Here is a 22,106-nt window from a genome sequence, read left to right on the forward strand (position 1 = left end):
AGGGCGCGGCGTTGGCCGGGGCTGGCGAACCGTTCGGTGCGGCCCAGGTAGAGGGGGATGTTGCCGCGTCCGAGCAGGAGGGGGGAGACTCCGGCGGTCAGGGCGATGCGGCGGGCCTGTTCGGCGGGGATGGGTGTGCCGTCGGGCAGCCGGGCGGGGGTGGTGCCGCCGGTGAGGGTGTCCAGGTCGCAGATGACCGTCACCTTGGTGGCCTTGTGCCCGCCCGACAGCACCGAGGTGAGCGCGGCCGCCGTCCGTTCCGACAGGTCGCGGCGGTCGTCGGTCCCGGCGGGTTTGGCCAGGGCGGCGAGGGTGCCGTCCCAGATCGCGGCGTCTTCGGCGTTGAGCCAGCCCTTGATGTAGCGGCCGCCGTCCAGGGACCGCGTCGAGCCGATCCAGGACCGCTCGTACTCGTGCCGAGCGTCCTGGGGAACCGGTTCGGTGCCGTTCCGTTCGGCGATCATGTCCCGGATGCGGCGGCCGAACGAGGCGACCTTCCCCGCCGAGAACCCGTCCCGGACCATGCCCAGCAGGATCTCTTCGGCGGCGGCGCAGTCGGCATCGTCCAGCCGGGTGACCGCACCGGCGATGGTGGCGGCGTACCCGGCGGACAGGTCACCGGCGGCCCAGCGGCTCGACACCCCCGCAAGGCGACGCCGCTGCCGCGCCAACGTCACCCGCTCCTTGGCACGCGCTTCGCGCATCCCCAGCCGGGACCGCAGCCACGCCCGCGTGGAGGGGAAACCCCACCGCTGCACCTCCCGCCCCCGGTCCACCACACCCACCAGATCGGCGAGGGCGGCCTCCTGCAAGTCACCCGCCGCAGCTAAAGCCTCGGCCAGTTTCATGCACGCGGCTGCCGACTCGGGTGCGGTACGGCGGGCGAGTTCGGCCGCGATCGCCGACGCGGCGTCCACCAATTCGGTGGTGGACGCCTCAGCGAGGTCGATCCCGGCCGCTTCCATGGCCTCCATTTTACCTGACCCGACCCGCCATTGCATCGAATACCGATTCGAAAATCTGCCACTTCCGACCTACTCGAAAAACACAGAAGATGCCGTTAGAAAGGCATTTCGGAAAATTCCGGCACCAAGGCGCTTGGTCGGTTCGTACCCGGCTCTTCAAAGAGTGGGGCCCGTCAGGATCGGCGCCGGCGCGATGCCAGGGGCGGGCCGTCGGCGATGATGTGGGCGTGGAGTACGTGTCCAGAGTGCCGCGACCGCCGCTGGACGGGCTGATCGACGACCTTTACTACCTGGAGGGCGTCCCGCCGTACGCCCGGCTGACGCTGCCGGCGGCGCCGGCGCCGTTGCTCATCGTCAACCTCGGGGCGCCGTTCCACATCCGCGCCGGCACCGCCGACGAGGCAGCGGAGTACGCCGACGGCTGCGTGGTCACTATGCCAACGCGCGCGTGGGAGTTCGGCTACCCACCCCGGACCCGGTCCATCGGCGTGCACTTCAAGCCGTGGGGGCTGGCGCCGTTCCTGCCGATGCCGGCGGCCGAGTTGTGCGACCGGCCGGCGACGGTGGAGCAGATTTGGGGCCGGCCCGCGATCGCCGAACTGCGTGATCGGCTGGTCTTGGCGGACGCACCGCACGAGATGCTGACGCTGCTCGAAGAGGGGCTGATGCGACGGCTGCGCGAGACCGACGGTTTGGAACTGGTCCGCCGAACGAGCAGCGTCATCGCGGCGACCGGCGGGACGGTGGCGATCAGCGACCTCGGCGTGGCAGCCGGTGTCAGCAGCACCTATCTGGCAAAGCGGTTCAAGGAGGTCATCGGCGTCACGCCGAAGCGGCTGGCGCGCGGCTACCGCTTCACCGCCACCACGCTGGCGATCAACTTCGCCGCACCGATCGACTGGGGCGACGTCGCCGCCGGCGCAGGCTACTTCGACCAGGCCCACTTCGGCCACGAGTTCCGGGAGTTCACCGGGCTCACGCCGACCCGGTACGCCGAAGTCCGGCAGCGATTCCTGCGCGATCATCCCGGCCACGTGCTGGACGGCTGGCCTCTGCCGGCCGATTGATTTCTTACAAGATTGATTTCTTACAAGAGCGGCAGCTCACGACACGCCAGACTCGGGGCACCCCAAAGCAGAGGAGAAGCCCGTGGGCAAGGTGGTCATGTACGCCTCGGTGTCGGTGGATGGCTTCATCGCGGCCGAGAACGACGACCCTGGTCCACTGTTCGAGTGGTTGTCCAGCGGTGACGTGCTCTTGGACGACAGCGGTTTCTTGAAGGTGTCGCAGGCGTCCTACGACTACATCCGGCCGTACTGGGACCAGATTGGGGTGACCATCGCCGGCCGCCACGTCTTCGACATGACCGAGGGCTGGGACGGGACGCCTCCCAGCGGGATCGCCCACGTGGTCGTCGTGACCCACCGAGGTACGCCCGAGGGCTGGGAGGCCGAGGCGCCTTTTCACTTCGTCGACGGCATCGAGGCGGCCGTGGCCAAGGCGCGGGAGCTTGCGGGTGACCGCGTTGTCGAGGTCGCCGCCGGCGAGGTTGGTGGGCAGGTGCTCGCCGCGGGGCTGGTCGACGAGGTGCGCATGGACGTTGCGCCCGTCGTGTTCGGGTCCGGCAAGCGCTACTTCGGCTCCGTCGACGCGCAGCACCTGTTGGAGGATCCAGACGTGGTGATTCAGGGCAACCGGGTGCTTCACCTGCGCTATCGGGTCCGCCGTTGACCGATCTGAGTGGGGCCCGGGGGGTGCTGCCGGTGAGGGTGTCCAGGTCGCAGATGACGGTGACCTTGGTGGCCTTGTGCCCGCCCGACAGCACACTGCTCAACGTGGCGGCGGTGCGTTCGGACAGGTCGCGGCGGTCATCAACGCCCGCCGGTTTGGCGAGCGGTCCGCGGGTGCCGTCCCAGATCGCGGCGTCTTCGGCGTTGAGTCAGCCTCGGATGTAGCGGCCGCCGTCCAGGGACCGGGTGGAGTCGACCCAGGAGTGCTCGTACCTGCGGCGGGCCTCGTCGGGGGCGCGGTCGGTGTCGTCCAGCCGCACGACCGCGCCGGCGATAGTGGCGGCGTACCCAGCGGACAGGGGTCCCAGCGGCCCAGCGGCCGGACACTTCGGTGAGGCGGTGCCTCCGCTGGCCGGTGGAGCGATGACCGGTTTGTTCATCGACAGAGCGAGATATGGTAGCGGCTCCCGTTTGGTACAGGAGACGGACGATGGAAGATCGCGTACAACTGCGTAGTGGAGCGCGGCGGCAGTTCTTGGGCCTTCTCTTGGCGCTGAACATTGCTGTGTGGTTCGCCGTCGGTGTTGTGGCAGTCCGGTGGGAGGGTGTCGACGCCCCATCTGTGGTGGTGCTCGTTGCCGGTCTTCTTCTGCTTGTCAAGTTCTGGAGATCTGGAACCATCGTCTCGGTGGATGGGGTGGAGATCAGAGGGCTCTTTGGTGGACGTTCTGTCGCCTGGCGTGAGATTTCCGATATATCCGTCACCAGGAACGGCAAGTGGCGTCACGTCGCCATACGAACGAACGGTGGGAATCTGCTGAAGCTTTCTGCGCCGGGCGACTGGTGGCCGAGGCGGGACGCCTTCTTCGACGAGGGACTCCAAGAGATCGTGGGGCGCTGGGAGAAGCATCGGACCGAGTTCGCCACCTGACCGGCCACGATGACGGCAGCGCCTATGCGGCGGGTGTGGAGGCCGGCCGCGCATGAACTGGTCGATCCCGCGCCGCACCAGTAGCCGCCCGGAGCGAAACGGCTCCACCACTCCACGCCTCGCCGCGCGCGTGCCGGGGCCGAGGTGGGGTGGGGTGGGGGGCATTTTTACATCGGGGTTTGGTAATACGCCGGGCCTGCCGGTTGGGGGGTTGCGGGGTCGGGTAGTTGTGCCCGCGCACAGGCTCTGGGTTCGGCGAGGCTAGGTGGTGGCATGTCATCGGTGACGCAGGCGACGGCGCATGATGGAGAACGTCCTCGCAGGCTGATGGCGCCGCTGCTGCCTCAGGGGGAGCCCGTGGAGGGGCTGCTGCGGAAGGCGCAGTTCTTTGTGCCCGGGACGCCGTCCGATGACTACCGCATGCTCAACCGGGATGGTGGGCGCGGGGCCGAGGAGTTCTACCGGGAGCGGTGGCGGCACGACAAGGAAGTGCGGTCCACGCATGGGGTGAACTGCACGGGGTCGTGTTCGTGGAAGGTGTACGTCAAGGACGGCATCATCACGTGGGAGACCCAGCAGACCGACTATCCGTCGGTGGGGCCGGATTCGCCGGAGTACGAGCCGCGCGGCTGTCCGCGCGGGGCGTCGTTCTCCTGGTACACCTACTCGCCGTCGCGGGTGCGGTACCCGTACGTGCGGAGCCCGCTGCTGACCTTGTGGCGCGAGGCGCGGCAGCGGCACGGTGACCCGGTGGCCGCGTGGGCGGAGATCACCGGTGACCCGGAGCGGACGGCCTCGTACAAGAGCGCCAGGGGAAAGGGTGGGTTCGTCCGGTCGTCGTGGCCGGAGGTCACCGAGCTGATCGCCGCCGCGCATGTGCACACGGTCAAGGAGTACGGGCCGGATCGGGTGGTCGGGTTCACCCCGATTCCGGCCATGTCGATGGTGTCGTATGCGGCGGGGACCCGGTTTCTTTCGATGATCGGCGGGACGATCCTGTCGTTCTACGACTGGTACGCCGACCTGCCGATCGCCTCGCCGCAGGTGTACGGCGACCAGACCGATGTTCCGGAGTCCGGTGACTGGTGGAACTCGTCTTACCTGGTGATTTGGGGCACCAATCTGCCCATTACGCGGACGCCGGATGCGCACTTCATGACCGAGGCCCGGTATCGGGGGCAGAAGGTCGTCGTTGTTTCTCCGGACTTCTCCGACCACACCAAGTTCGCCGACGACTGGCTCGCGGCGGCGCCCGGCACGGACGGTGCGCTCGCGATGGCAATGGGTCACGTGGTGCTCACCGAGTTCTTCCGCGACCGACAGGTGCCGTACTTCGACGAATACGTCAAAAGCTACACCGACCTGCCATTCCTCGTAACGCTGGAGGAGCACGGTGAGGCGATGCGGCCGGGGCGGTTTCTCACCGCGGCTGAGTTGGGGGATGAGGGGGAGGGGGCGGCACATAAGCCGGTGCTGTTCGACGCGCGCAGCGGTGAGCCGGTGGCGCCCAACGGGTCGCTCGGCTTCCGCTACACCGAGTCCGGGCAGGGCAAGTGGAACCTGGAACTGGGCGACGTCGATCCGCTGCTGACCCTCTACGGGCGGCACACCGATGCGGTGCCGGTCGATCTGCCGCGCTTCGACATCGGCGAGACCGAGGGCGGCGCGGTCGTCCGCCGGGGAGTGCCGGTGATGCGGGTCGGCGGACGGCTCGTCACGACGGTGTTCGACCTGCTCATGGCGCAGTACGCGGTGCCGCGCGACGGGCTGCCCGGCGAGTGGCCGTCCGGGTACGACGACGCCGCGCATCCGAACACGCCCGCCTGGCAGGAGGAGATCACGTCCGTCCCGGCGGCGGCCGCGATCCGGGTGGCGCGGGAGTTCGCCCGCAATGCCGAGATGTCGCGCGGCCGGTCGATGATCTGCATGGGCGGCGGGACGAACCACTGGTACCACTCCGACCAGATCTACCGGGCGTTCTTCACGCTGACGATGCTGTGCGGCTGCCAGGGCGTGAACGGCGGCGGCTGGGCGCACTACGTCGGCCAGGAGAAGGTGCGTCCGCTGACCGGGTGGCAGCAGACCGCGTTCGCGCTGGACTGGCAGCGCCCCACCCGGCACATGACCGGCACCTCGTTCTTCTACCTGCACACCGACCAGTGGCGGTACGAGACGTTCGGGCCGGGGGAGATGTCGAGCCCGCTCGGCCGCGGCCTGTTCCGGGGGCGGATGTTCGCCGACTGCCTGGCGCAGGCGTCCCGGCTCGGCTGGACGCCGTCGCATCCGGGGTTCGACCGGAACCCGCTCGACCTCGCCGACGAGGCCGAGCGCGCGGGGCGTCCGGTCGCCGACCACATCGTGGACGAGTTGAAGTCCGGCCGCCTCGGGTTCGCCGGCGAGGACCCGGACGCGCCGGAGAACTGGCCCCGGGTCATGACGATCTGGCGGGCCAACGTCCTCGGCTCCTCGGGCAAGGGCATGGAGTACTTCATGCGGCACCTGCTCGGCACCGACGACGCGGTCCGGGCCGAGGAGTCGCCGCCGGGCCTGCGGCCGGCCGAGGTGGCCTGGCGGGACGAGGCGCCGCGCGGCAAGCTCGACCTGCTCACCACCATCGACTTCCGGATGACGAGTTCGTGCACGTACGCCGACATCGTCCTGCCTGCGGCGACCTGGTACGAGAAGCATGACCTGTCCAGCACGGACATGCACCCGTTCGTGCACTCGTTCAACCCGGCGATCGCTCCGCCGTGGGAGTCGCGCACCGACTTCGACGCGTTCCGGCTCATCGCCGAGGACTTCTCCAAGCTCGCCGCCGAGCATCTCGGCACCCGCACCGACGTGCTCCCGGTGCCGCTGATGCACGACAGCCCGGACGAGACGGCCCAGCCGGGCGGCCGGGTCCTGGACTGGAAGGCGGGGGAGTGCGAGCCGGTCCCGGGTGTGACGATGCCGAAGCTCGTGACCATCGAACGCGACTACACGGCGGTCGCGGCGAAGATGGCCGCGCTCGGTCCGCTGGTCGACAAGGGCACGTCCACCAAGGGTGTTTCGTGGGTTCCGACCGAGGCGGTCGACTACCTGCGCAAGGCCAACGGGGTTGTGCACGGCGGTGTCGCCGACGGCCGCCCCGCCCTGTCCCTGGATGTGCATCTGGCCGAGGCGATCCTGGCGCTGTCGGGCACCACGAACGGCCGTCTCTCCGTGCTCGGCTGGAAGAACCTGGAGAAGAGAACGGGCGTCGAACTCGCCGACCTCGGCGAGGAGCGCGCCGGGGAGCACATCACGTTCGGTGACACCGTGGCGCAACCCCGCGCCGTCATCGCGAGCCCGGAATGGTCCGGTATCGAATCGGGTGGACGGAGATACTCGCCGTTCACCGTCAACGTCGAGCGCAAGAAACCCTGGCACACGCTGACCGGGCGGATGCACTTCTTTCTCGACCACGACTGGATGCACGAGTACGGCGAGGCGCTGCCGGCCTACCGTCCGCCGCTGAGCTACGTCCGGCACCACTCCGGCGAGCTGGGGATCCGCGAGGAGGGCCGGCCGGAGATCACCGTCCGGTACCTCACCCCGCATTCGAAGTGGTCGATCCACTCGGAGTACCAGGACAACCTGCACATGCTGCGGCTGTTCCGCGGCGGCCCGGTGATCTGGATGAGCCCGGTCGACGCCGCGAAGATCGACGTCCGCGACAACGACTGGATCGAGGCGTACAACCGCAACGGGGTGGTGGCCTGCCGGGCGGTGGTCACGCACCGGATGCCGCGCGGGACGGTCTTCATGTACCACGCGATGGACCGGCACCTGATGACCCCGAAGTCGGAGCTGTCCGGCTGGCACGGCGGCTCCGACAACTCGCTGACCCGCCTGGTGATCAAGCCGACGCACCTGATCGGCGGTTACGGCCAGTTCAGCTACGGGTTCAACTACTACGGCCCGACCGGCAGCCAGCGGGACGAGGTCGGCGTGATCCGCAAGCGCTCCCAGGAGGTGCAGTTCTGATGCGGCCGATGGCGCAGGTGGCGATGGTGATGAACCTCGACAAGTGCATCGGCTGCCATACCTGCTCGGTCACCTGCAAGCAGACCTGGACGAACCGTCCGGGCACCGAGTACGTGTACTTCAACAACGTCGAGACCAAGCCCGGCCTCGGGTATCCGCGCCGGTACGAGGACCAGGAGCAGTGGAAGGGCGGCTGGACGCTCGACCGCAAGGGCCGCCTCCAGCTCAAGGCCGGCGGGCGGCTGAGCAGGCTGCTCGCGATCTTCTACAACCCGAACCTGCCGTCCATCGACGACTACGGCGACCCGTGGACCTACGACTACCAGACGGTGATCCACGCCCCGCTCGGCACGCCGAACCCGAGCGCGCACTCCATCTCGGCGCTCACCGGGCGCGACATGAACCTGAAGTGGGGCAGCAACTGGGACGACGATCTCGCGGGCGCGCCCGAGCACGCCGTCGACGACCCCGACCTCGCCGGGATCGAGGACAAGGTCAAGATGGAGTTCGAGCAGGTGTTCATGTTCTACCTGCCGCGCATCTGCGAGCACTGCCTCAACCCGTCGTGCGTCGCGTCCTGCCCGTCCGGCGCGATGTACAAGCGGGCGGAGGACGGCATCGTCCTCGTCGACCAGGACAAGTGCCGGGGCTGGCGGTTCTGCGTGTCGGGCTGCCCGTACAAGAAGGTGTACTTCAACCACCGCACCGGCAAGGCGGAGAAGTGCACGCTCTGCTTCCCGCGCATCGAGGCCGGGCAGCCGACGATCTGCTCCGAGACGTGCGTCGGCCGGCTCCGCTACCTGGGCCTGTTCCTGTACGACGCCGACAAGGTGACCGAGGCGGCCGCGACACCCGACGAGCAGGACCTGTACGAGGCGCAGCTGTCGGTGTTCCTCGACCCCTTCGACCCGGAGGTGCAGCGGGAGGCGGCCGAGGCCGGGATCCCCGCCGACTGGATCGAGGCCGCGAAGCGCTCGCCGGTCTACTCGCTGGCCGTCCGGCACCGGGTGGCGCTGCCGCTGCATCCGGAGTACCGGACGCTGCCGATGGTCTGGTACATCCCGCCGCTGTCCCCGGTCGCGGACGTCGCGCACTCCGCCGGATACGACGCCGACGACCCCGACCGCGTGTTCGCCACCATCGACGAGCTGCGCATCCCGATCGAGTACCTCGCGAACCTGTTCACGGCGGGGAAGACCTCGACCGTCCGGGACGTGCTGCGCAAGCTCGCCGCCGTCCGCGCCGTCCAGCGCGCCGGGCAACTCGGGCTCGACCTCGACGAGGACCTGCCCGCATCGGTCGGCTCCACCCCCGAGGAACTGGACGACCTGTACCGGCTGCTCGCCATCGCCAAGTACGAGGAGCGCTACGTCATCCCGAAGGCGCACGCCGAGGACGCCGGACGGCTCATGGCCCAGCACGAGCAGCTGTTCTGCAGCCTCGACACCGAGGGCGGCCCCGGCATGGGCGGCAGCGGCCCGCCGCAGAGCGTGGAGGACTTCCATCCCGGCGAGGTCCGCGGCGGCGCCGGCACGTTCCGCGGCGGTGACGGCAGGACGCACTTCAACCTGCTCGGCTGGGACGGGCAAGGCGACGCCCCTCACCTCTTCCCGGAAGGGGACGCGACGTGAGCGCCATGTCCGCCGGCCCCTACAAGCTCGCGTCGGTGCTGCTCCAGTACCCGACGGCGGCGCTGTTCGAGGGGCTCGACCAGCTCGACGCCGCCGCGTCCGATACCGGGCCGAAGGCGTCCCGGGAGGCGTTCGGGCGGTTCCTCGGCTGGCTGCGCGCCACCCCGTCCGGCGAGGTCGCGCAGCACTACGTCGAGACGTTCGACCTGCGGCGCCGCTGCGCGCTCTACCTCACCTACTACCGGTACGGCGACACCCGCAAGCGCGGCATGGCGATGCTCGCGTTCAAGACCGCCTACCGGGTCGCGGGGTTCCAGCCGTCCGAGGAGGACCTGCCCGACTACCTGCCGCTCGTCCTCGACTTCGCGGCGCTCACCCCCGCCGGCGAGAAGCTGCTGCGGCGGCACCGCGCCGACCTGGAACTGCTGCGCAAGGCCCTGCGCGAGGCGGGCACCCCCTACGCCGGGCTCATCGAGGCGGTGTGCGCGGGACTGCCGCGGCTGACCCGCCGCGACCTCGCGCTGGTGCGCCACGCGTGGGAGAAGGGACCACCGGACGAGGACGTGGGGCTCGAACCGTTCGCCCCACCGGAGTACCTGGACGGAACCGGGGCGGGAGGACGCCGATGACGAACTGGGACCTGTGGTGGTGGATCATCCTGCCCTACGCGGCGCTGATCGTCTTCGTGGTCGGGCACATCTGGCGCTGGCGCTACGACCAGTTCGGCTGGACGAGCCGCTCCACCCAGCTGCAGGAGCGCCGGCTCCTCAAATGGGGCGCGCCGCTGTTCCACTACGCCACGTTCGCCGCCATCGCCGGGCACGTCATCGGCATCCTCATCCCGCAGTCGGTCACCGAGTGGATGGGCATCCCGGAGCGCGCCTACACCCTGTTCTCCGGCATCGCCGGGTCGGTCGCGGCGATCGGCGTCCTCATCGGCGCCGGCATCCTGATCTTCCGGCGGATGGGGGTACCGCGGGTGCGCGCCACGACCAGCGCGGTCGACTACCTGGCGCTGATCCTGCTCGGCATCATCAGCGTGCTCGGCATCTACCTGACCCTTGGCGTCCAGCAGTTCGGGGACGGCTACGACTACCGGCACACCGTGTCGCCGTGGTTCCGCAGCCTGTTCACCGGCTCCCCGGACTACCGGGCGATCGCCGCCGCGCCCGCGATGTACCAGGTGCACGCGACTGCCGCCTGGGCGATCTTCGCGGTGTGGCCGTTCAGCCGGCTCGTCCACGCGTGGAGCTACCCGCTCTGGTACCTGTGGCGGCCCTACATCGTCTACCGGAACCGCCGCGCCGCGCCGCCGCCCGAACCGGGGACCGGCGGACGGAAGTGGCGCAAGATCGGCGTACCGTACTGATGTGACCACCCAGCCACAACGCCTCGGCGCCGTGCGGCAGGCCGTCGCGACGCTCAACCCCGGGTACTTCGCGCTGGTCATGGGGACCTGCATCGTCTCGCTCGGCGTGCACACCAACGGGCTGACCCTGCTGTCGGACGTGATGATGTGGGTGGCCATCGTCTCCTACGCCGTCCTCGTCGCGGCGACGGTGTGGCGCGCGGTCGCCTTCCCCGCCGAGCTGCGCGCCGACTTCACCGACCCGCGCCGCGGCTTCGGGTTCTTCACCTTCGTCGCCGGCACCGACGTCCTCGGCACCCGGATCGCGCTGACCGGGCAGCACGGCGTCGCGCTCGGCCTGCTCGTCGTCGGCGGGCTCAGCTGGTTCGTCCTCGGCTACGTCGTGCCGTGGACGGCGGTACTCGGCCGCGAGGACCGTCCCGTCGTGGCCGGCGCCAACGGGACCTGGTTCATCTGGGTCGTCGCCAGCCAGTCCGTCGCGGTGCTGGCGGCCGTCCTGGAACCGGAGTCGGAGATGGCGCGCCGCGAGCTGGCGCTGCTCGCCGTCTGCTCCTGGTCGGTCGGCGCGATCCTGTACGCCGCCGCCGGGATCTTCGTCGCCGCGCGGCTGCTGCTGTACCCGCTGCGGCCGACGGACCTGACCCCGCCCTACTGGGTCGCGATGGGCGCCACCGCGATCACCGTGGTGGCGGGCGCCCGGATCGTGGAGATGGCCGACGCGCCGATGGTGAACGCCACCCGCGGCCTCGTCGCCGGGGTGTCCGTGGTGTTCTGGGCGTTCGGCAGCTGGCTCATCGTCCCGCTGGTCGCGGCGGGCTGGTGGCGGCACGTCGTCCACCGCATCCCGCTCCGCTACGAGGCGACGTGGTGGAGCGTCGTCTTCCCCCTCGGCATGTACGGGGTCGCGGGCCAGTACCTCGGCGTCGCCGACGGCCTCCCCATCGTCGAGGGCATCGGCAAGTACGAGACGTGGGTCGCGCTGACCGTCTGGGCGCTCGCGTTCGTCGCGATGCTCGTCCACCTGGCGCGGACGCTGGTCCTACGGCGGCATCAACCGATCGGCTGATGCCGGGACGAGCGGCTCGGGCGATGTGCGCGGGAGCGCGCCCGGCGATGCTCGAAGCATGTCCATCATCGAAGTCAACGGCCTGCGGAAGGTCTACGGCGGCCGCCCGGCCGTGGACGGCGTCACGTTCGCCGTCGAGGAGGGGGAGATCTTCGGGATCCTCGGCTCCAACGGCGCGGGGAAGACGACGACCGTCGAATGCCTGGAGGGCCTGCGCCGGCCGGACGGGGGAGCCGTGCGCGTCGCCGGGCTCGACCCGCGCACCGACCGCGCGGAACTCACCGGGATCCTCGGCGTGCAGCTCCAGGAGAGCGAACTCCAGGAGAAGCTGACCGTGCGGGAGGCGCTGGAGCTCTACAGCGCCTTCTACCCGAACCCCGCCGACTGGCGCGAGCTCGCCGAACGCCTCGGCATCACCGGGAAGCTCACCACCCGCTTCGGGAAGCTGTCCGGCGGCCAGAAGCAGCGGCTGTTCATCGCCCTCGCGCTGATCGGCCGCCCCCGGATCGTCGTCCTGGACGAGCTGACCACCGGCCTCGACCCGCGCGCCCGCCGCGACACCTGGACGCTGATCGAGGAGGTCCGCGCCTCCGGCGTCACCGTCGTCCTCGTCACCCACTTCATGGAGGAGGCGCAGCGGCTCTGCGACCGGATCGCGGTGTTCAAGCAGGGGCGCGTCGCCGCGCTCGACACCCCGACCGGGCTGATCCTGCGCAGCGCCGGCGGCACCGTGCTGTCGTTCACCCCGTCCCGTCCCCTCGGCGAGGACGACCTGGCCGACCTGCCCGGCGCCGCGACCATCGAGCGCCGCGACGGCCGCCTCACCGTCCACGGCACCGACGCGACCGTCAACGCGGTCATCTCGCTGCTGGCCCGCCGCCAGATCACCGCCGAGCGGCTGCGCGTCACCGACGCCACGCTCGACGACGCCTTCCTCGAACTCACCGAAGATGTGGAGAACTGACGTGTCCGCGTCGACCGCCGTCCTCAGGGCCGAATCCCGGCTCTTCTCCCGCGAGCCGTTCACGCTGTTCTGGATCGTCGCCTTCCCGACCATCCTGCTGGTGATCCTCGGCCTGATCCCCTCGTTCCGGGACCCCGATCCGAGCCTCGGCGGGCAGCGGGTCATCGACCTGTACGTGCCGGTCAACGTGCTGCTCGCCATGATCATGGCGGGGATCCAGGCGCTGCCGCCCGTCCTGTCCGGCTACCGCGAGCGCGGCATCCTGCGCCGCATGTCGACCACGCCCGTACGGCCCGCGTCGCTGCTGGCGGCGCAGATCGTCCTGCACTTCGCCACCGCCGTCGGGTCGGCGCTGCTGGTCATCGCCGTCGGCCGGATCGCCTTCGGCGTGGCACTGCCCGGCCAGGTGCCCGGCTACCTGCTGGCGCTGCTGCTCGCCGCCCTCAGCGCCCTCGCGCTGGGCGCCGCGGTCACCGCCGTCACGCCCACCGTCCGGGCCACCACGGTGGTCGGCATGCTGGTCTTCTTCCCGGCGATGTTCCTGGCCGGCCTGTGGGTCCCGGTGCAGGCCATGCCGGACGTGCTGCGGCGCGTCGTGGAGTACTTCCCGTTCGGCGCCGCGTCCCAGGCCCTCGACCAGGCCGCCGGGGGCGCCTGGCCGGACTGGACGCACCTCGGCGTCACCGCCGCGTGGGCCATCGTCCTGATCGCCGCCGCCGTACGCTGGTTCCGCTGGCAGTAGGACTCCGCTGCGAATAGGACAATGGGTCTCAATGGCCACGATTCAGGAGCAATGGGAGCGGTTCTACCGCTGGGGGCCGTTCCCCCTGCTCGCGCTCGCGACCCTGCTGGGGCTGCTGATCCGGACAGAGGTCATGTCGGCGGGGGAGGAACAGGCGGCCGCGCCCCTGCTGCTCACGGCGCTGGCCCTCCAGATCCTCCACGCCGGCGGCCGGATCCCGGTGCAGATCTACTTCTGGACCCGGACCGTCCTCGCCTTCGTCCTGTCGTGGCTGAACCCGTTCTTCTGCGTCTACGCCGTCATCGGGTACTTCGACGCCGGCCACTACCTGACCCGGCGCTGGGCGGTGACCGGGGCGTTCATCACGGCGGTCACCATGGCGGGCGCCCAGGCGGGCGGCTTCCCGCCGCGCAACCTCGTCGTGGCGGGCGTCTTCGCCGGCCTCCTCGCCCTGAACTCGGTGCTGATCTTCATCTTCGGCAGCCTCGCCGACCGGGAGGCCGAACGGACCCGCGTCCAGACCGAGACCATCGCCGAACTCGAACGGACCAACACCCGCCTGGAGCAGGCCCTCGCCGAGAACGCGGGGCTGCAGGCGCAGCTCATCGTCCAGGCCCGCGAGGCCGGGGTCAGCGACGAGCGGCGCCGGCTGGCCGCCGAGATCCACGACACGATCGCCCAGGGGCTGACGGGCATCATCACCCAGCTCCAGGCCGCCGAGGACAGCGAGCACGTCCGCCGCGCCACGGGCCTCGCCCGCGAGAGCCTGCGCGAGGCCCGCCGCTCCGTGCGGGCCCTCGCCCCCACCCACCTGGAGAACGACACGCTGCCCGAGGCGCTCAAGAAGATCACCGGCGACGGGGCCGACCTCACCATCACCGGAACGGTGGAGCCGCTGCACGGAGAACTGGAGGCGACCCTCCTGCGCATCGCCCAGGAGGCGCTCGCCAACGCCGCCCGCCACGCGCACGCCGACCGCATCGGCGTGACCCTCTCCTACATGGACGACGAAGTGACCCTCGACATCCGCGACGACGGCCGCGGCTTCACCGGCCCGTCCGGCGGCTTCGGCCTGACCGCCATGCGCGAACGCGCCGAACGGGTCGCCGGCTCGCTGGAGATCGAGTCCGAACCCGGCCGGGGCACGGCCGTCTCCGCCCGCGTACCGTTGATCCGCCATGCATGAGCACACCGACGAGCACCCCACTGGGAACACGGCTGGGAGCGCCGCTGACATCACGGTGCTGATCGTCGACGACCACCCCGTCGTCCGGGACGGCCTGCGCGGCATGTTCGCGGCGACCACCGGCTTCGCGGTCGTGGGCGAGGCCGCCGACGGACGCGAGGCCGTGACGCTCGCCGCCGACCTGCGGCCCGACGTCGTCCTCATGGACCTGCGGATGCCCGGCGGGGGCGGCGTCGAGGCCATCACCGAACTGACGCGCCGCGGCCTTCCCTGCAAGGTGCTCGTCCTCACCACCTACGACACCGACACCGACACGATCCCGGCGATCGAGGCCGGCGCAACCGGCTACCTCCTCAAGGACGCGCCGCGCGACGACCTGTTCGACGCCGTCCGCGCCGCCGCCGAGGGCCGCACCGTCCTGTCCCCGGCCATCGCGTCCCGCCTGGTCTCCCGTGTCCGCGAACCGCGCGGCATCGACCTGAGCACCCGCGAACTGGAGGTCCTGCGCCTGGTGGCCCGCGGCACCGCCAACCGCGAGATCGCCGCCGAACTCTTCATCAGCGAGGCCACGGTCAAGACCCACCTGACCCACATCTACGCAAAACTGGACGTCAAGGACCGAGCCGCAGCAGTAGCCACCGCCTACGACCGCCACCTCCTCCCCTAACCCGCCCTCCCCCCCTCCGTTGATCTGCGGCGTGTTGTTGTTATGAGCGCGTCGAAAACAACAACACGCCGCAGATCAACGAGGTGGCGGCCTGGCTGTCACCATGTGGCGCGGTGGCGCTTCCCGTGAGAAGCGCCGTCGCGACGACGGCCGCGACCACTGACCTGCGGCACCTGCCGCGCTAGGAAGGCGCGCGGGTTATGGCGGTGATGGCGGTGAGGGTGAAGTCGGCGACGGCGGACGGGGCCTTGCCGGCGTCGATCGCGCGGATGGCGGTGTCGACGAGGGACTGCACGGCGGCGCGCAGCAGGTCCGGGTAGCGGACGTCCATCTCGCCGATGGCCTCTTCGAGGATGGCCTCCAGTTGGCCGTGCAGCGCCATGAGGCGTCCGAGGGCCTCCTGTGACAGCGACGCGCGGGCCAGTCCGACGCGCCAGTGGTGGTCCCTGCCGGAGCCTTCGACGATGTTGGCGCGGGCGTAGGCGAGGACCCGGTCCTGTGGTGTGTGCGCTGCGTCCACCTCGCGGCGGACGGCGGCGACCCAGCGCGGGAAGTCGCGGGCGACCACGGCCTCGATCAGGTCGTCCACGCTGTCGACGTACTTGTAGACGCTGGACCGGGCGATTCCGACGCGGCGTGCCACGGCGCCGACGGTGAGGCCGGCGCCCTCGCGGAGGATCTCCTCGGCCGCGTCGACCAGCGCCGCCTCCATCCGGCTGCGGTGCTCCCGGACGGTCGGCGCGTTGATCTTCGGCACGCCGTTCCCTCCCGTTTTCCGACCCCCGGACGGCCCCTCGCGGGGGCACCGATATGGTAGCCCGCAGTTATGGCGACACCCTGTTCCTAAAAGCGAAGGTTCCCCATGTCGGCTCTACTGCGGGCGATGCTCGCCTCGAAACGCTCGGCGGCCCTCACGGTCGTCTTCTGGATCATCCTGACCGGAGTCCTGGCCGGGCTGGCGCCCGACCTGAAGTCGGTGGAGGACAACTCCTCGGCCAACAGCGCCCCCGCGGCGAGCGACTCGTCGGTGGCGCAGCGGGAGCTGGAGCGCGCCTTTCCGGGGAGTGACGCGCTGCCGGCCGTCGTGGTGGTGCGGTCCGAGGACGGGTCCGCCGCCGCGGCGGTGACGCGCGCGGCCGGGGCGAAGCAGCCGCATCTCGGGATGCCCGTGTCGCCGGTGTGCGGGGAGGGCGGGACGAAGCCCGGGACCGACTGCGTCCCCGGCGGCGAGGGGCTGACCTCGGCGGACGGGAAGACGCGGGTCGTGATCGTCCCCGTGACGGGCGATGCGACGAGCGATGGGTTCAAGGACGCCGTCGACGGTCTCCGGACGACCGTCAAGGACGCCGCGCCGGCGGCGACCGTCGCGGTCACCGGTCCCGCCGGGATCATCGTCGACACCGTCAAGGTCTTCTCCAGCGGCGACAAGGTGCTGCTGCTCGGCACCGTGCTGATGGTCCTGGTCATCCTGCTGGCCGTGTACCGGTCGCCGCTGCTGGCGCTGGTGCCGCTGCTCGCGGTCGGGGTCGCGATGCGGGTCACCCAGTCGATCGGCGCGGTCCTCGCCGACGCGGGCGCCATCACGATCAGCGGGCAGACCGCCTCGATCATGACCGTGCTGCTGTTCGGGGTCGGCACCGACTACGCGCTGATCATCACCAGCCGCTACCGGGAGGCGCTCGTGGACGCCCCCGACCGGTTCGCCGCCATGCGGTCGGCGCTGCGCGGGACGGCCGAGTCGGTGCTCGCCAGCGCGTCCACGATCGTGCTCGCCATGTTCGCGCTGCTGGCCTGCGTGTCCCCGGCGCTGCGCGGGTTCGGGCCCTACCTAGCGCTCGGCGTCGCGGTGATGGCGGTGGTCGCGTTCACCTTCATCCCGGCCGCCGTCCTGCTGTGCGGACGGGCCGTGTTCTGGCCGTTCTCCGAGGCGGCGATGGCCCGGCGCGCGACGGGCGGCGCGGTGTGGCGGCGCGCCGCCGGGCTGGTCGTGGCCGCGCCGCGCCGCGTCCTCGCCGGGACCCTCGTCCTGCTCGCGGTGCTCTGCCTCGGGATGACCGGATACAAGGAGAGCTTCGACTTCGTCAGCGGGTTCCGGGTCGGCACCGACTCGGCGGCCGGGCAGACCATGATCGACCGGGACCTGGGGCCGGGGGAGATCGCGCCATCCACCCTGCTCGTGCGGGGCCGGGGCATCGCGCCGGAGCAGGTGGAGGCCGTCCGCGCCAAGGTCGCGCCGCAGGTCGCGCGGACGGCGTTCGACCCCCGTCGCGACATCGCCGCCGACGCCGCGCGGATCACCGTCGTGCTGAAGGTCAACCCGTACTCGTCCGCCGCGATGGACGCCGTGGATCCGCTGCGCTCCGCGGCCGCGGCGGCGGCACGGGACGCCGGGATCGCGGACGCGCGCGTGCTCGTCGCCGGGCCCACCGCCGAGACCGCCGACATCAAGTCGGCGCTCGACCGGGACATGCTCGTCCTCGTCCCGCTGGTCCTGCTGATCGTCGGGCTGGTGCTCGGCTGGCTGCTGCGGTCGGTGCTGGCGCCGGTGTACCTGCTCGCCACCCTGCTGCTGTCGTTCCTGGCGACGCTCGGCCTGACGGTCGCGATCAGCGTCTGGCTCGGGGGCGACGCGGGCATCGGCAACCGGGTCACCGCCTACGTGTTCATCTTCCTGGTCTCGCTGGGCGTCGACTACAACATCTTCATCATGAGCCGGTACCGGCAGGAGTCCGAGCACCGGACCCCGGTGGAGGCGCTGCGCGCGGCGATCACCCGGACGGGCGGCGTGGTGTCCTCGGCCGGGCTGATCCTCGCGGGGACGTTCGCGGTGCTGATGACGCAGCCGATCCGCGAGCTGTACCAGTTCGGCATGGCGATGGCGATCGGGATCCTGCTCGACACGTTCGTCGTCCGCCCGCTGCTGGTCCCGGCGATCGTCCGGCTCCTCGGCGACCGGGCGCTCTGGCCGCGCCGCCCCGCCGCACCGGCGGTCGCCGAGGCGGCGGCGGAACCCGTCCGCGGCTAGCCGGGCGGACGGTCATCGGCGGTCATCGGCTGGTCATCGTCTGGTCATCAGCGGTCATCGGCCGTCCTCGGGCACCGGGAGGGCGGCCACGACGGCGGTGCCCTCGCCCTCCGCGGACTCGACGGTGAGCGTCCCGCCGAGCGCGCGGGCCCGCTCCCGCATGGCCCGCAGCCCGTAGCCGGTCGCCGGTGCCGCCGGGTCGAAGCCGCGGCCGTCGTCGTAGACGTCCAGGACCACCGTGTCATCGAGGTAGGTCAGCGTGACCCGGACGTTGGCGGCCCCGGAGTGCTGCGCGGCGTTGCCGAGCGCGCCCTGCGCGATGCGGACGAGTGCCACCTCGTGCTCGGTGGGCAGCGGCAGCGGCTCGCCCGACGTCTCGAACCTGATCCGGGACGTGGAGCGGGCCGCCGCCGACTCGGTGATCCGGCGGAGCGCGTCGGTGAGCGACGACCGCTCCAGGACGGGCGGCGCCAGCGCCCGCACGAAGTTGCGCGCCTCCTCCAGGTTCTCCGCCGCCGCCTGCTCGGCCTCCGCCAGCCGCCCCCGGACAGCGTCCCGGCCGGTGCCCCGGATGGCATCACGGTCGGTGCCCCGGATGGCATCACGGTCGGTGCCCCGGATGGCATCACGGTCGGTGTCGCGGTCGGTGCCGAGATCGCGCTGGGCGGCGCGGAGCAGCAGGATGATGCTCGACATGCCCTGCGCGAGCGTGTCGTGGATCTCCCGCGCGAGCCGCTCCCGCTCGGTGAGCCGCGCCGCGTCCGACTCCGCCCGGACGAGCCGCTCCCGGGTGCGCACCAGGTCGTCGATCAGCAGGCGGCGCTGCTCGCTCTCCCGGTAGAGCGTCTGGTAGGCGAGGGCCATCAGGGTCGCGACGGCCGCCCCGACGCTCGGTCCGAGCACCTCCGCGAGCCTGACCCCGCCGCCGTGCCAGGCGACGGCCCCGATCGCCGCCGCCGTCAGCAGCACGACGCCGGGCACCGCCCAGGCGAGCCGCAGCAGGTGGACGTACAGGAAGAACAGCGGGAAGGCCAGCCACACGAACGCGGGGGACGCGAGCGCCAGCGCCGCCCACCCGGCGGTGAGCAGCGCGAGCCACGCCCGCGCCGGCCCGAGCCGGGGGCGGTGCCGCGTCGCCTGGACGACCCCGGCGGCGTACAGCACCCCCAGCAGGAGCCCGCCCGCCAGGACCGGGCCGTCCCGCACGCTGCGGGCCAGCGCCACGGCGAGCAGGACCAGGAAGGTGCCGTGCATGGCCCAGGCGAGCAGCCGCATCGCCGGGGAGAACGGATCGTTCCTCATCTCTCACCCAGCGTAAGCGAGAAAACCCCAGGTCACATCGATCGAAAGGTTGATCCGGCCCTCCGATGCCCGACCTCAGCGCTGCGCGCGATACGACGCGGCGGTGTCGCGGAGGCGGGTGTGGACGCCGTCGTAGGCCGACACCCCCGGCAGGACGGTCTTGGGGAGCTTGGCGAGCATCGTGTAGTTCGTGTCGACGACGTTGCCCGCCGGGGCCAGGGCCGCCTGGCTGACGAGCTGGTAGGCGTCCAGTTCGTCCAGGCCGAGGAGGGAGGACGTCCAGGTGACCAGGTCGTGCTGGCTGATTCGGAAGGCGTCCTCCAGTGGACGGGCCGAACCCGTCGACATCAGGTACGCGTCGGTCTCCAGACGGGGCCATGGGGGAGCGGCGCCCTTGACGAGGTCGACGATGACGACGGTGTGCATCGCCGCCTCGACGGCCGTCCCGCAGACTTCGCCCTCGCCCTGGCGGCAGTGGCCGTCGCCGAGGGAGATGAGGCCGCCCGGGACGTTGACCGGGAAGTAGGCCGTCGTGCCCGCGCGCATCTCCGGGGTGTCCATGTTGCCGCCGTGCGCGCCCGGCGTGATGCTCATGATCACCTCGCCGGCGGCGGGGGCGACGCCGACGGTGCCGTGCATGGGGTCCAGCGGGAGGTCGATGGCGAGGTCGCTGTTGCGGGCGTTGAAGCGGCAGACGCCGCGTTCGGTGTCGACGTCGTACAGCCAGACCCGCTCCTCCAGCGCCGGGTGCAGCATCGCCGTCGTGTGCGTCGTGGTCAGCGCGCCGAAGTGCGGGAACGTGGTGGAGACCGCCCAGTCCCGGGCGGGACGGATGTCCACGAAATGCACCGCGACCGCGTCGCCCGGCTCGGCGCCCTCGACGGCGATCGGGCCGGTCACCGGGTTGAGGTAGGGGAAGGTGCACACCCGGCTCGGCAGGTCGTCCACTCCTTGGACCGCGCCGCCGAAGCAGTCCTCGGTGGTCAGTTCGACCACGGTGCCGGGTGCGACCGTGAGGGCCGCCTCCCATCCGCCAAAGGCGTAGCCGGGTTCGGTCTCCAGTGCCACCACGTTCATTCGTCCTCCTCCTCGATGCCGGCCTCTTCGATTCCGGCCAGGGCCGGGCGCCGGTGCATGGCGAGCAGTGCGATCAGTACGGCCACCCCGATGGCCAGCCACACGAACGCGAGCTTCTGCGCGGCGACCTTCGCGTTGATCACCACGTACCCGAGGATCAGAAAGCCGATGACCGGTGCGATCAGATGCCGCCACCAGTCCCGGCTGCCCGACCGGACGACGTAGTGGACGACGACGGAGACGTGCAGCACCAGGAACGCCGTCATCGCACCGAAGTTGATCAGCGAGCTGAGCAGGGTGATGCCGTCGTCGCGTTCGGCCATGTAGAGGCCGAGGGCGAGCGAGACGGCCGCGACCAGCAGCGTCGCGTTGACCGGGACCCGCCGCGTGGGATGCACCTTGGCGAGGAAGCCCGGCAGCTGCCGGTCCCGCGCCATGGCGTACAGCAGCCGGGATGTCGCCGCCTGCGCGACCAGGGAGTTGGCGAAGCCCCACGCGATCGCGGTGGCCAGCGCGGTCAGCTTGGCGAGCCAGGCGCCGCCCGCGACCCGCGCGGCGTCGTAGAAGGCGGTGCCGTCGGGGTCGCCGTCCTTGATCAGCGCGTCCGGGTGCGGGACCAGCAGCGACGCCACCCACGTCTGGACGATGAACAGCAGGCCGACCAGGACGAGGGCGGCGACCATCGACCGTCCGATGGCGCGGGCGGATTCGCGGTTCTCCTCCGCCAGCGTCGAGATCCCGTCGAAGCCGAGGAAGCTCAGCACGGCGATCGACACCGCGCCGAACACCAGCCCCCACGAGAACGTCGCGCCGTTGTAGATCGGGGTGAAGCCGCCGCCGTGGCCCTTGCCCTGCGCCAGCGCGACGACGCCGATCACCAGGAAGATCACCAGGATGACGAGTTCGGCGAGCAGCATGACGCGGTTGATCCGCGCGGTCATCTCGATGCCGAAGAAGTTCACCACCGTGTTGAGCAGGACGAACGCGACGAGCCACAGCCACACCGGGACGGACGGCACGAGCGAGTTCATCGCCACGCTCGCGATCAGGTACAGCAGGCCCGGCACCAGGACGTAGTCGAGCAGGATCATCCAGCCGGACAGGAACCCGACCGGCGCCGCGATCCCGCGTCCCGCGTAGGTATAGACCGACCCGGCCATCGGGAACGCCCGCGCCATCTGCGCGTACGAGGCGGCGGTGAACAGCATGACCAGCATGCCGATGGCGTAGGCGAGCGCGACCATGCCGCCCGCGCCCTGGAACACGCTGCCGAAGATGCCGAACGGCGCGATCGGCACCATGAAGATCAGCCCGTAGACCACCAGGTCCCGGAAGCCGAGCGAGCGCTTCAGTTCCTGCTTGTACCCGTACTGCTCGATGCCCTGCGGCCTCGCCGAGTCGACGCCCATGGTCCCTCCTCCGCGCGGGGACCGGCCGCCGCGC

18 protein-coding genes are annotated in these 22,106 nt (G+C 70.8%); 13 read left to right on the forward strand and 5 right to left on the reverse strand.

Annotated features, from left to right (window positions below; all coding sequences use genetic code 11):
• Window positions 1–965 (reverse strand): DUF222 domain-containing protein (locus tag ABZ806_RS37980; protein ID WP_500223199.1); only part of this gene is annotated, 965 nt, incomplete at its 3' end.
• Between the two features lie 227 nt (window positions 966–1,192).
• Between ABZ806_RS37980 and ABZ806_RS37985 the strand changes: the two genes are divergently transcribed.
• The 12 genes from ABZ806_RS37985 (at window position 1,193) to ABZ806_RS38040 (ending at window position 15,259) form a co-directional block, all read left to right on the forward strand.
• A complete protein-coding gene (locus tag ABZ806_RS37985) occupies window positions 1,193–2,032 on the forward strand; it encodes a helix-turn-helix domain-containing protein (RefSeq protein ID WP_500223200.1) in 840 nt (279 codons plus the stop codon).
• An 82-nt stretch (window positions 2,033–2,114) separates the two neighbouring features.
• Window positions 2,115–2,696: a dihydrofolate reductase family protein gene (locus tag ABZ806_RS37990; protein ID WP_500223201.1), complete on the forward strand. Its 582-nt coding sequence runs from the start codon at window positions 2,115–2,117 to the stop codon at window positions 2,694–2,696.
• A 489-nt stretch (window positions 2,697–3,185) separates the two neighbouring features.
• The gene (locus ABZ806_RS37995; protein WP_500223202.1) at window positions 3,186–3,626 is read left to right on the forward strand and encodes a PH domain-containing protein; all 441 of its coding nucleotides are present in this window, start codon (window positions 3,186–3,188) and stop codon (window positions 3,624–3,626) included.
• Between the two features lie 327 nt (window positions 3,627–3,953).
• Entirely contained in the window at window positions 3,954–7,634 is a 3,681-nt protein-coding gene (locus ABZ806_RS38000; protein ID WP_500223227.1) for a nitrate reductase subunit alpha, read from the forward strand.
• A complete protein-coding gene (gene narH / locus ABZ806_RS38005; protein WP_500223203.1) occupies window positions 7,634–9,265 on the forward strand; it encodes a nitrate reductase subunit beta in 1,632 nt (543 codons plus the stop codon). Before ABZ806_RS38000 ends, narH begins: the two co-directional genes overlap by 1 nt.
• Before the next feature lie 5 nt (window positions 9,266–9,270).
• A complete protein-coding gene (narJ, locus tag ABZ806_RS38010) occupies window positions 9,271–9,894 on the forward strand; it encodes a nitrate reductase molybdenum cofactor assembly chaperone (RefSeq protein ID WP_500223228.1) in 624 nt (207 codons plus the stop codon).
• Window positions 9,891–10,634 carry a respiratory nitrate reductase subunit gamma gene (narI, locus tag ABZ806_RS38015; RefSeq protein ID WP_500223204.1) on the forward strand — a complete coding sequence of 248 codons (744 nt, stop codon included), beginning with the start codon at window positions 9,891–9,893 and terminating at the stop codon, window positions 10,632–10,634. Before narJ ends, narI begins: the two co-directional genes overlap by 4 nt.
• A 1-nt stretch (window position 10,635) precedes the next feature.
• A complete protein-coding gene (locus ABZ806_RS38020) occupies window positions 10,636–11,700 on the forward strand; it encodes a tellurite resistance/C4-dicarboxylate transporter family protein (RefSeq protein ID WP_500223205.1) in 1,065 nt (354 codons plus the stop codon).
• Window positions 11,701–11,758: 58 nt separating this feature from the next.
• Window positions 11,759–12,664 (forward strand): ABC transporter ATP-binding protein, encoded by a 906-nt coding sequence (locus ABZ806_RS38025; protein WP_500223206.1) that lies wholly within the window; start codon window positions 11,759–11,761, stop codon window positions 12,662–12,664.
• A gap of 1 nt (window position 12,665) precedes the next feature.
• Complete coding sequence (locus ABZ806_RS38030; RefSeq protein ID WP_500223207.1) at window positions 12,666–13,406, forward strand: ABC transporter permease; 741 nt, start codon at window positions 12,666–12,668, stop codon at window positions 13,404–13,406.
• Window positions 13,407–13,437: 31 nt separating this feature from the next.
• Complete coding sequence (locus tag ABZ806_RS38035; RefSeq protein ID WP_500223208.1) at window positions 13,438–14,592, forward strand: sensor histidine kinase; 1,155 nt, start codon at window positions 13,438–13,440, stop codon at window positions 14,590–14,592.
• Window positions 14,585–15,259: a response regulator gene (locus ABZ806_RS38040; protein WP_500223209.1), complete on the forward strand. Its 675-nt coding sequence runs from the start codon at window positions 14,585–14,587 to the stop codon at window positions 15,257–15,259. Before ABZ806_RS38035 ends, ABZ806_RS38040 begins: the two co-directional genes overlap by 8 nt.
• 181 nt (window positions 15,260–15,440) lie before the next feature.
• Here the strand turns inward: ABZ806_RS38040 and ABZ806_RS38045 are convergent, their stop codons facing one another.
• Window positions 15,441–16,016 (reverse strand): TetR/AcrR family transcriptional regulator, encoded by a 576-nt coding sequence (locus tag ABZ806_RS38045; RefSeq protein WP_500223210.1) that lies wholly within the window; start codon window positions 16,014–16,016, stop codon window positions 15,441–15,443.
• A gap of 105 nt (window positions 16,017–16,121) precedes the next feature.
• Here ABZ806_RS38045 and ABZ806_RS38050 point away from each other — a divergent pair, with 105 nt between their 5' ends.
• Window positions 16,122–18,284, forward strand: a complete 2,163-nt coding sequence (locus ABZ806_RS38050; RefSeq protein WP_500223211.1) for an MMPL family transporter — start codon at window positions 16,122–16,124, stop codon at window positions 18,282–18,284.
• Between the two features lie 54 nt (window positions 18,285–18,338).
• Here ABZ806_RS38050 and ABZ806_RS38055 read toward each other — a convergent pair whose 3' ends face one another.
• From ABZ806_RS38055 to ABZ806_RS38065, 3 genes are all read right to left on the reverse strand, one after another.
• Entirely contained in the window at window positions 18,339–19,586 is a 1,248-nt protein-coding gene (locus ABZ806_RS38055; protein ID WP_500223212.1) for a sensor histidine kinase, read from the reverse strand.
• 75 nt (window positions 19,587–19,661) lie between these two features.
• Complete coding sequence (locus ABZ806_RS38060) at window positions 19,662–20,663, reverse strand: acetamidase/formamidase family protein (RefSeq protein ID WP_500223213.1); 1,002 nt, start codon at window positions 20,661–20,663, stop codon at window positions 19,662–19,664.
• Window positions 20,660–22,072 carry an APC family permease gene (locus ABZ806_RS38065; RefSeq protein WP_500223214.1) on the reverse strand — a complete coding sequence of 471 codons (1,413 nt, stop codon included), beginning with the start codon at window positions 22,070–22,072 and terminating at the stop codon, window positions 20,660–20,662. The genes ABZ806_RS38060 and ABZ806_RS38065 overlap by 4 nt, the downstream gene beginning before the upstream one ends.
• Window positions 22,073–22,106 lie beyond the last annotated feature (34 nt).

This window comes from Spirillospora sp. NPDC047418, assembly GCF_040643275.1.
In the GTDB taxonomy this organism is placed as follows: Bacteria; Actinomycetota; Actinomycetes; order Streptosporangiales; family Streptosporangiaceae; genus Spirillospora.

Excerpts from the sequence above, each read along its gene's own strand:
- ABZ806_RS37995 (WP_500223202.1), top strand. The coding sequence starts at position 3,186 with ATGGAAGATCGCGTACAACTGCGTAGTGGAGCGCGGCGGCAGTTCTTG.
- ABZ806_RS38000 (WP_500223227.1), top strand. The coding sequence starts at position 3,954 with ATGGCGCCGCTGCTGCCTCAGGGGGAGCCCGTGGAGGGGCTGCTGCGG.
- narH (WP_500223203.1), top strand. The coding sequence starts at position 7,634 with ATGCGGCCGATGGCGCAGGTGGCGATGGTGATGAACCTCGACAAGTGC.
- narJ (WP_500223228.1), top strand. The coding sequence starts at position 9,271 with ATGTCCGCCGGCCCCTACAAGCTCGCGTCGGTGCTGCTCCAGTACCCG.
- narI (WP_500223204.1), top strand. The coding sequence starts at position 9,891 with ATGACGAACTGGGACCTGTGGTGGTGGATCATCCTGCCCTACGCGGCG.
- ABZ806_RS38025 (WP_500223206.1), top strand. The coding sequence starts at position 11,759 with ATGTCCATCATCGAAGTCAACGGCCTGCGGAAGGTCTACGGCGGCCGC.
- ABZ806_RS38035 (WP_500223208.1), top strand. The coding sequence starts at position 13,438 with ATGGCCACGATTCAGGAGCAATGGGAGCGGTTCTACCGCTGGGGGCCG.
- ABZ806_RS38040 (WP_500223209.1), top strand. The coding sequence starts at position 14,585 with ATGCATGAGCACACCGACGAGCACCCCACTGGGAACACGGCTGGGAGC.
- ABZ806_RS38050 (WP_500223211.1), top strand. The coding sequence starts at position 16,122 with ATGTCGGCTCTACTGCGGGCGATGCTCGCCTCGAAACGCTCGGCGGCC.
- ABZ806_RS38055 (WP_500223212.1), bottom strand. The coding sequence starts at position 19,586 with ATGAGGAACGATCCGTTCTCCCCGGCGATGCGGCTGCTCGCCTGGGCC.
- ABZ806_RS38060 (WP_500223213.1), bottom strand. The coding sequence starts at position 20,663 with ATGAACGTGGTGGCACTGGAGACCGAACCCGGCTACGCCTTTGGCGGA.
- ABZ806_RS38065 (WP_500223214.1), bottom strand. The coding sequence starts at position 22,072 with ATGGGCGTCGACTCGGCGAGGCCGCAGGGCATCGAGCAGTACGGGTAC.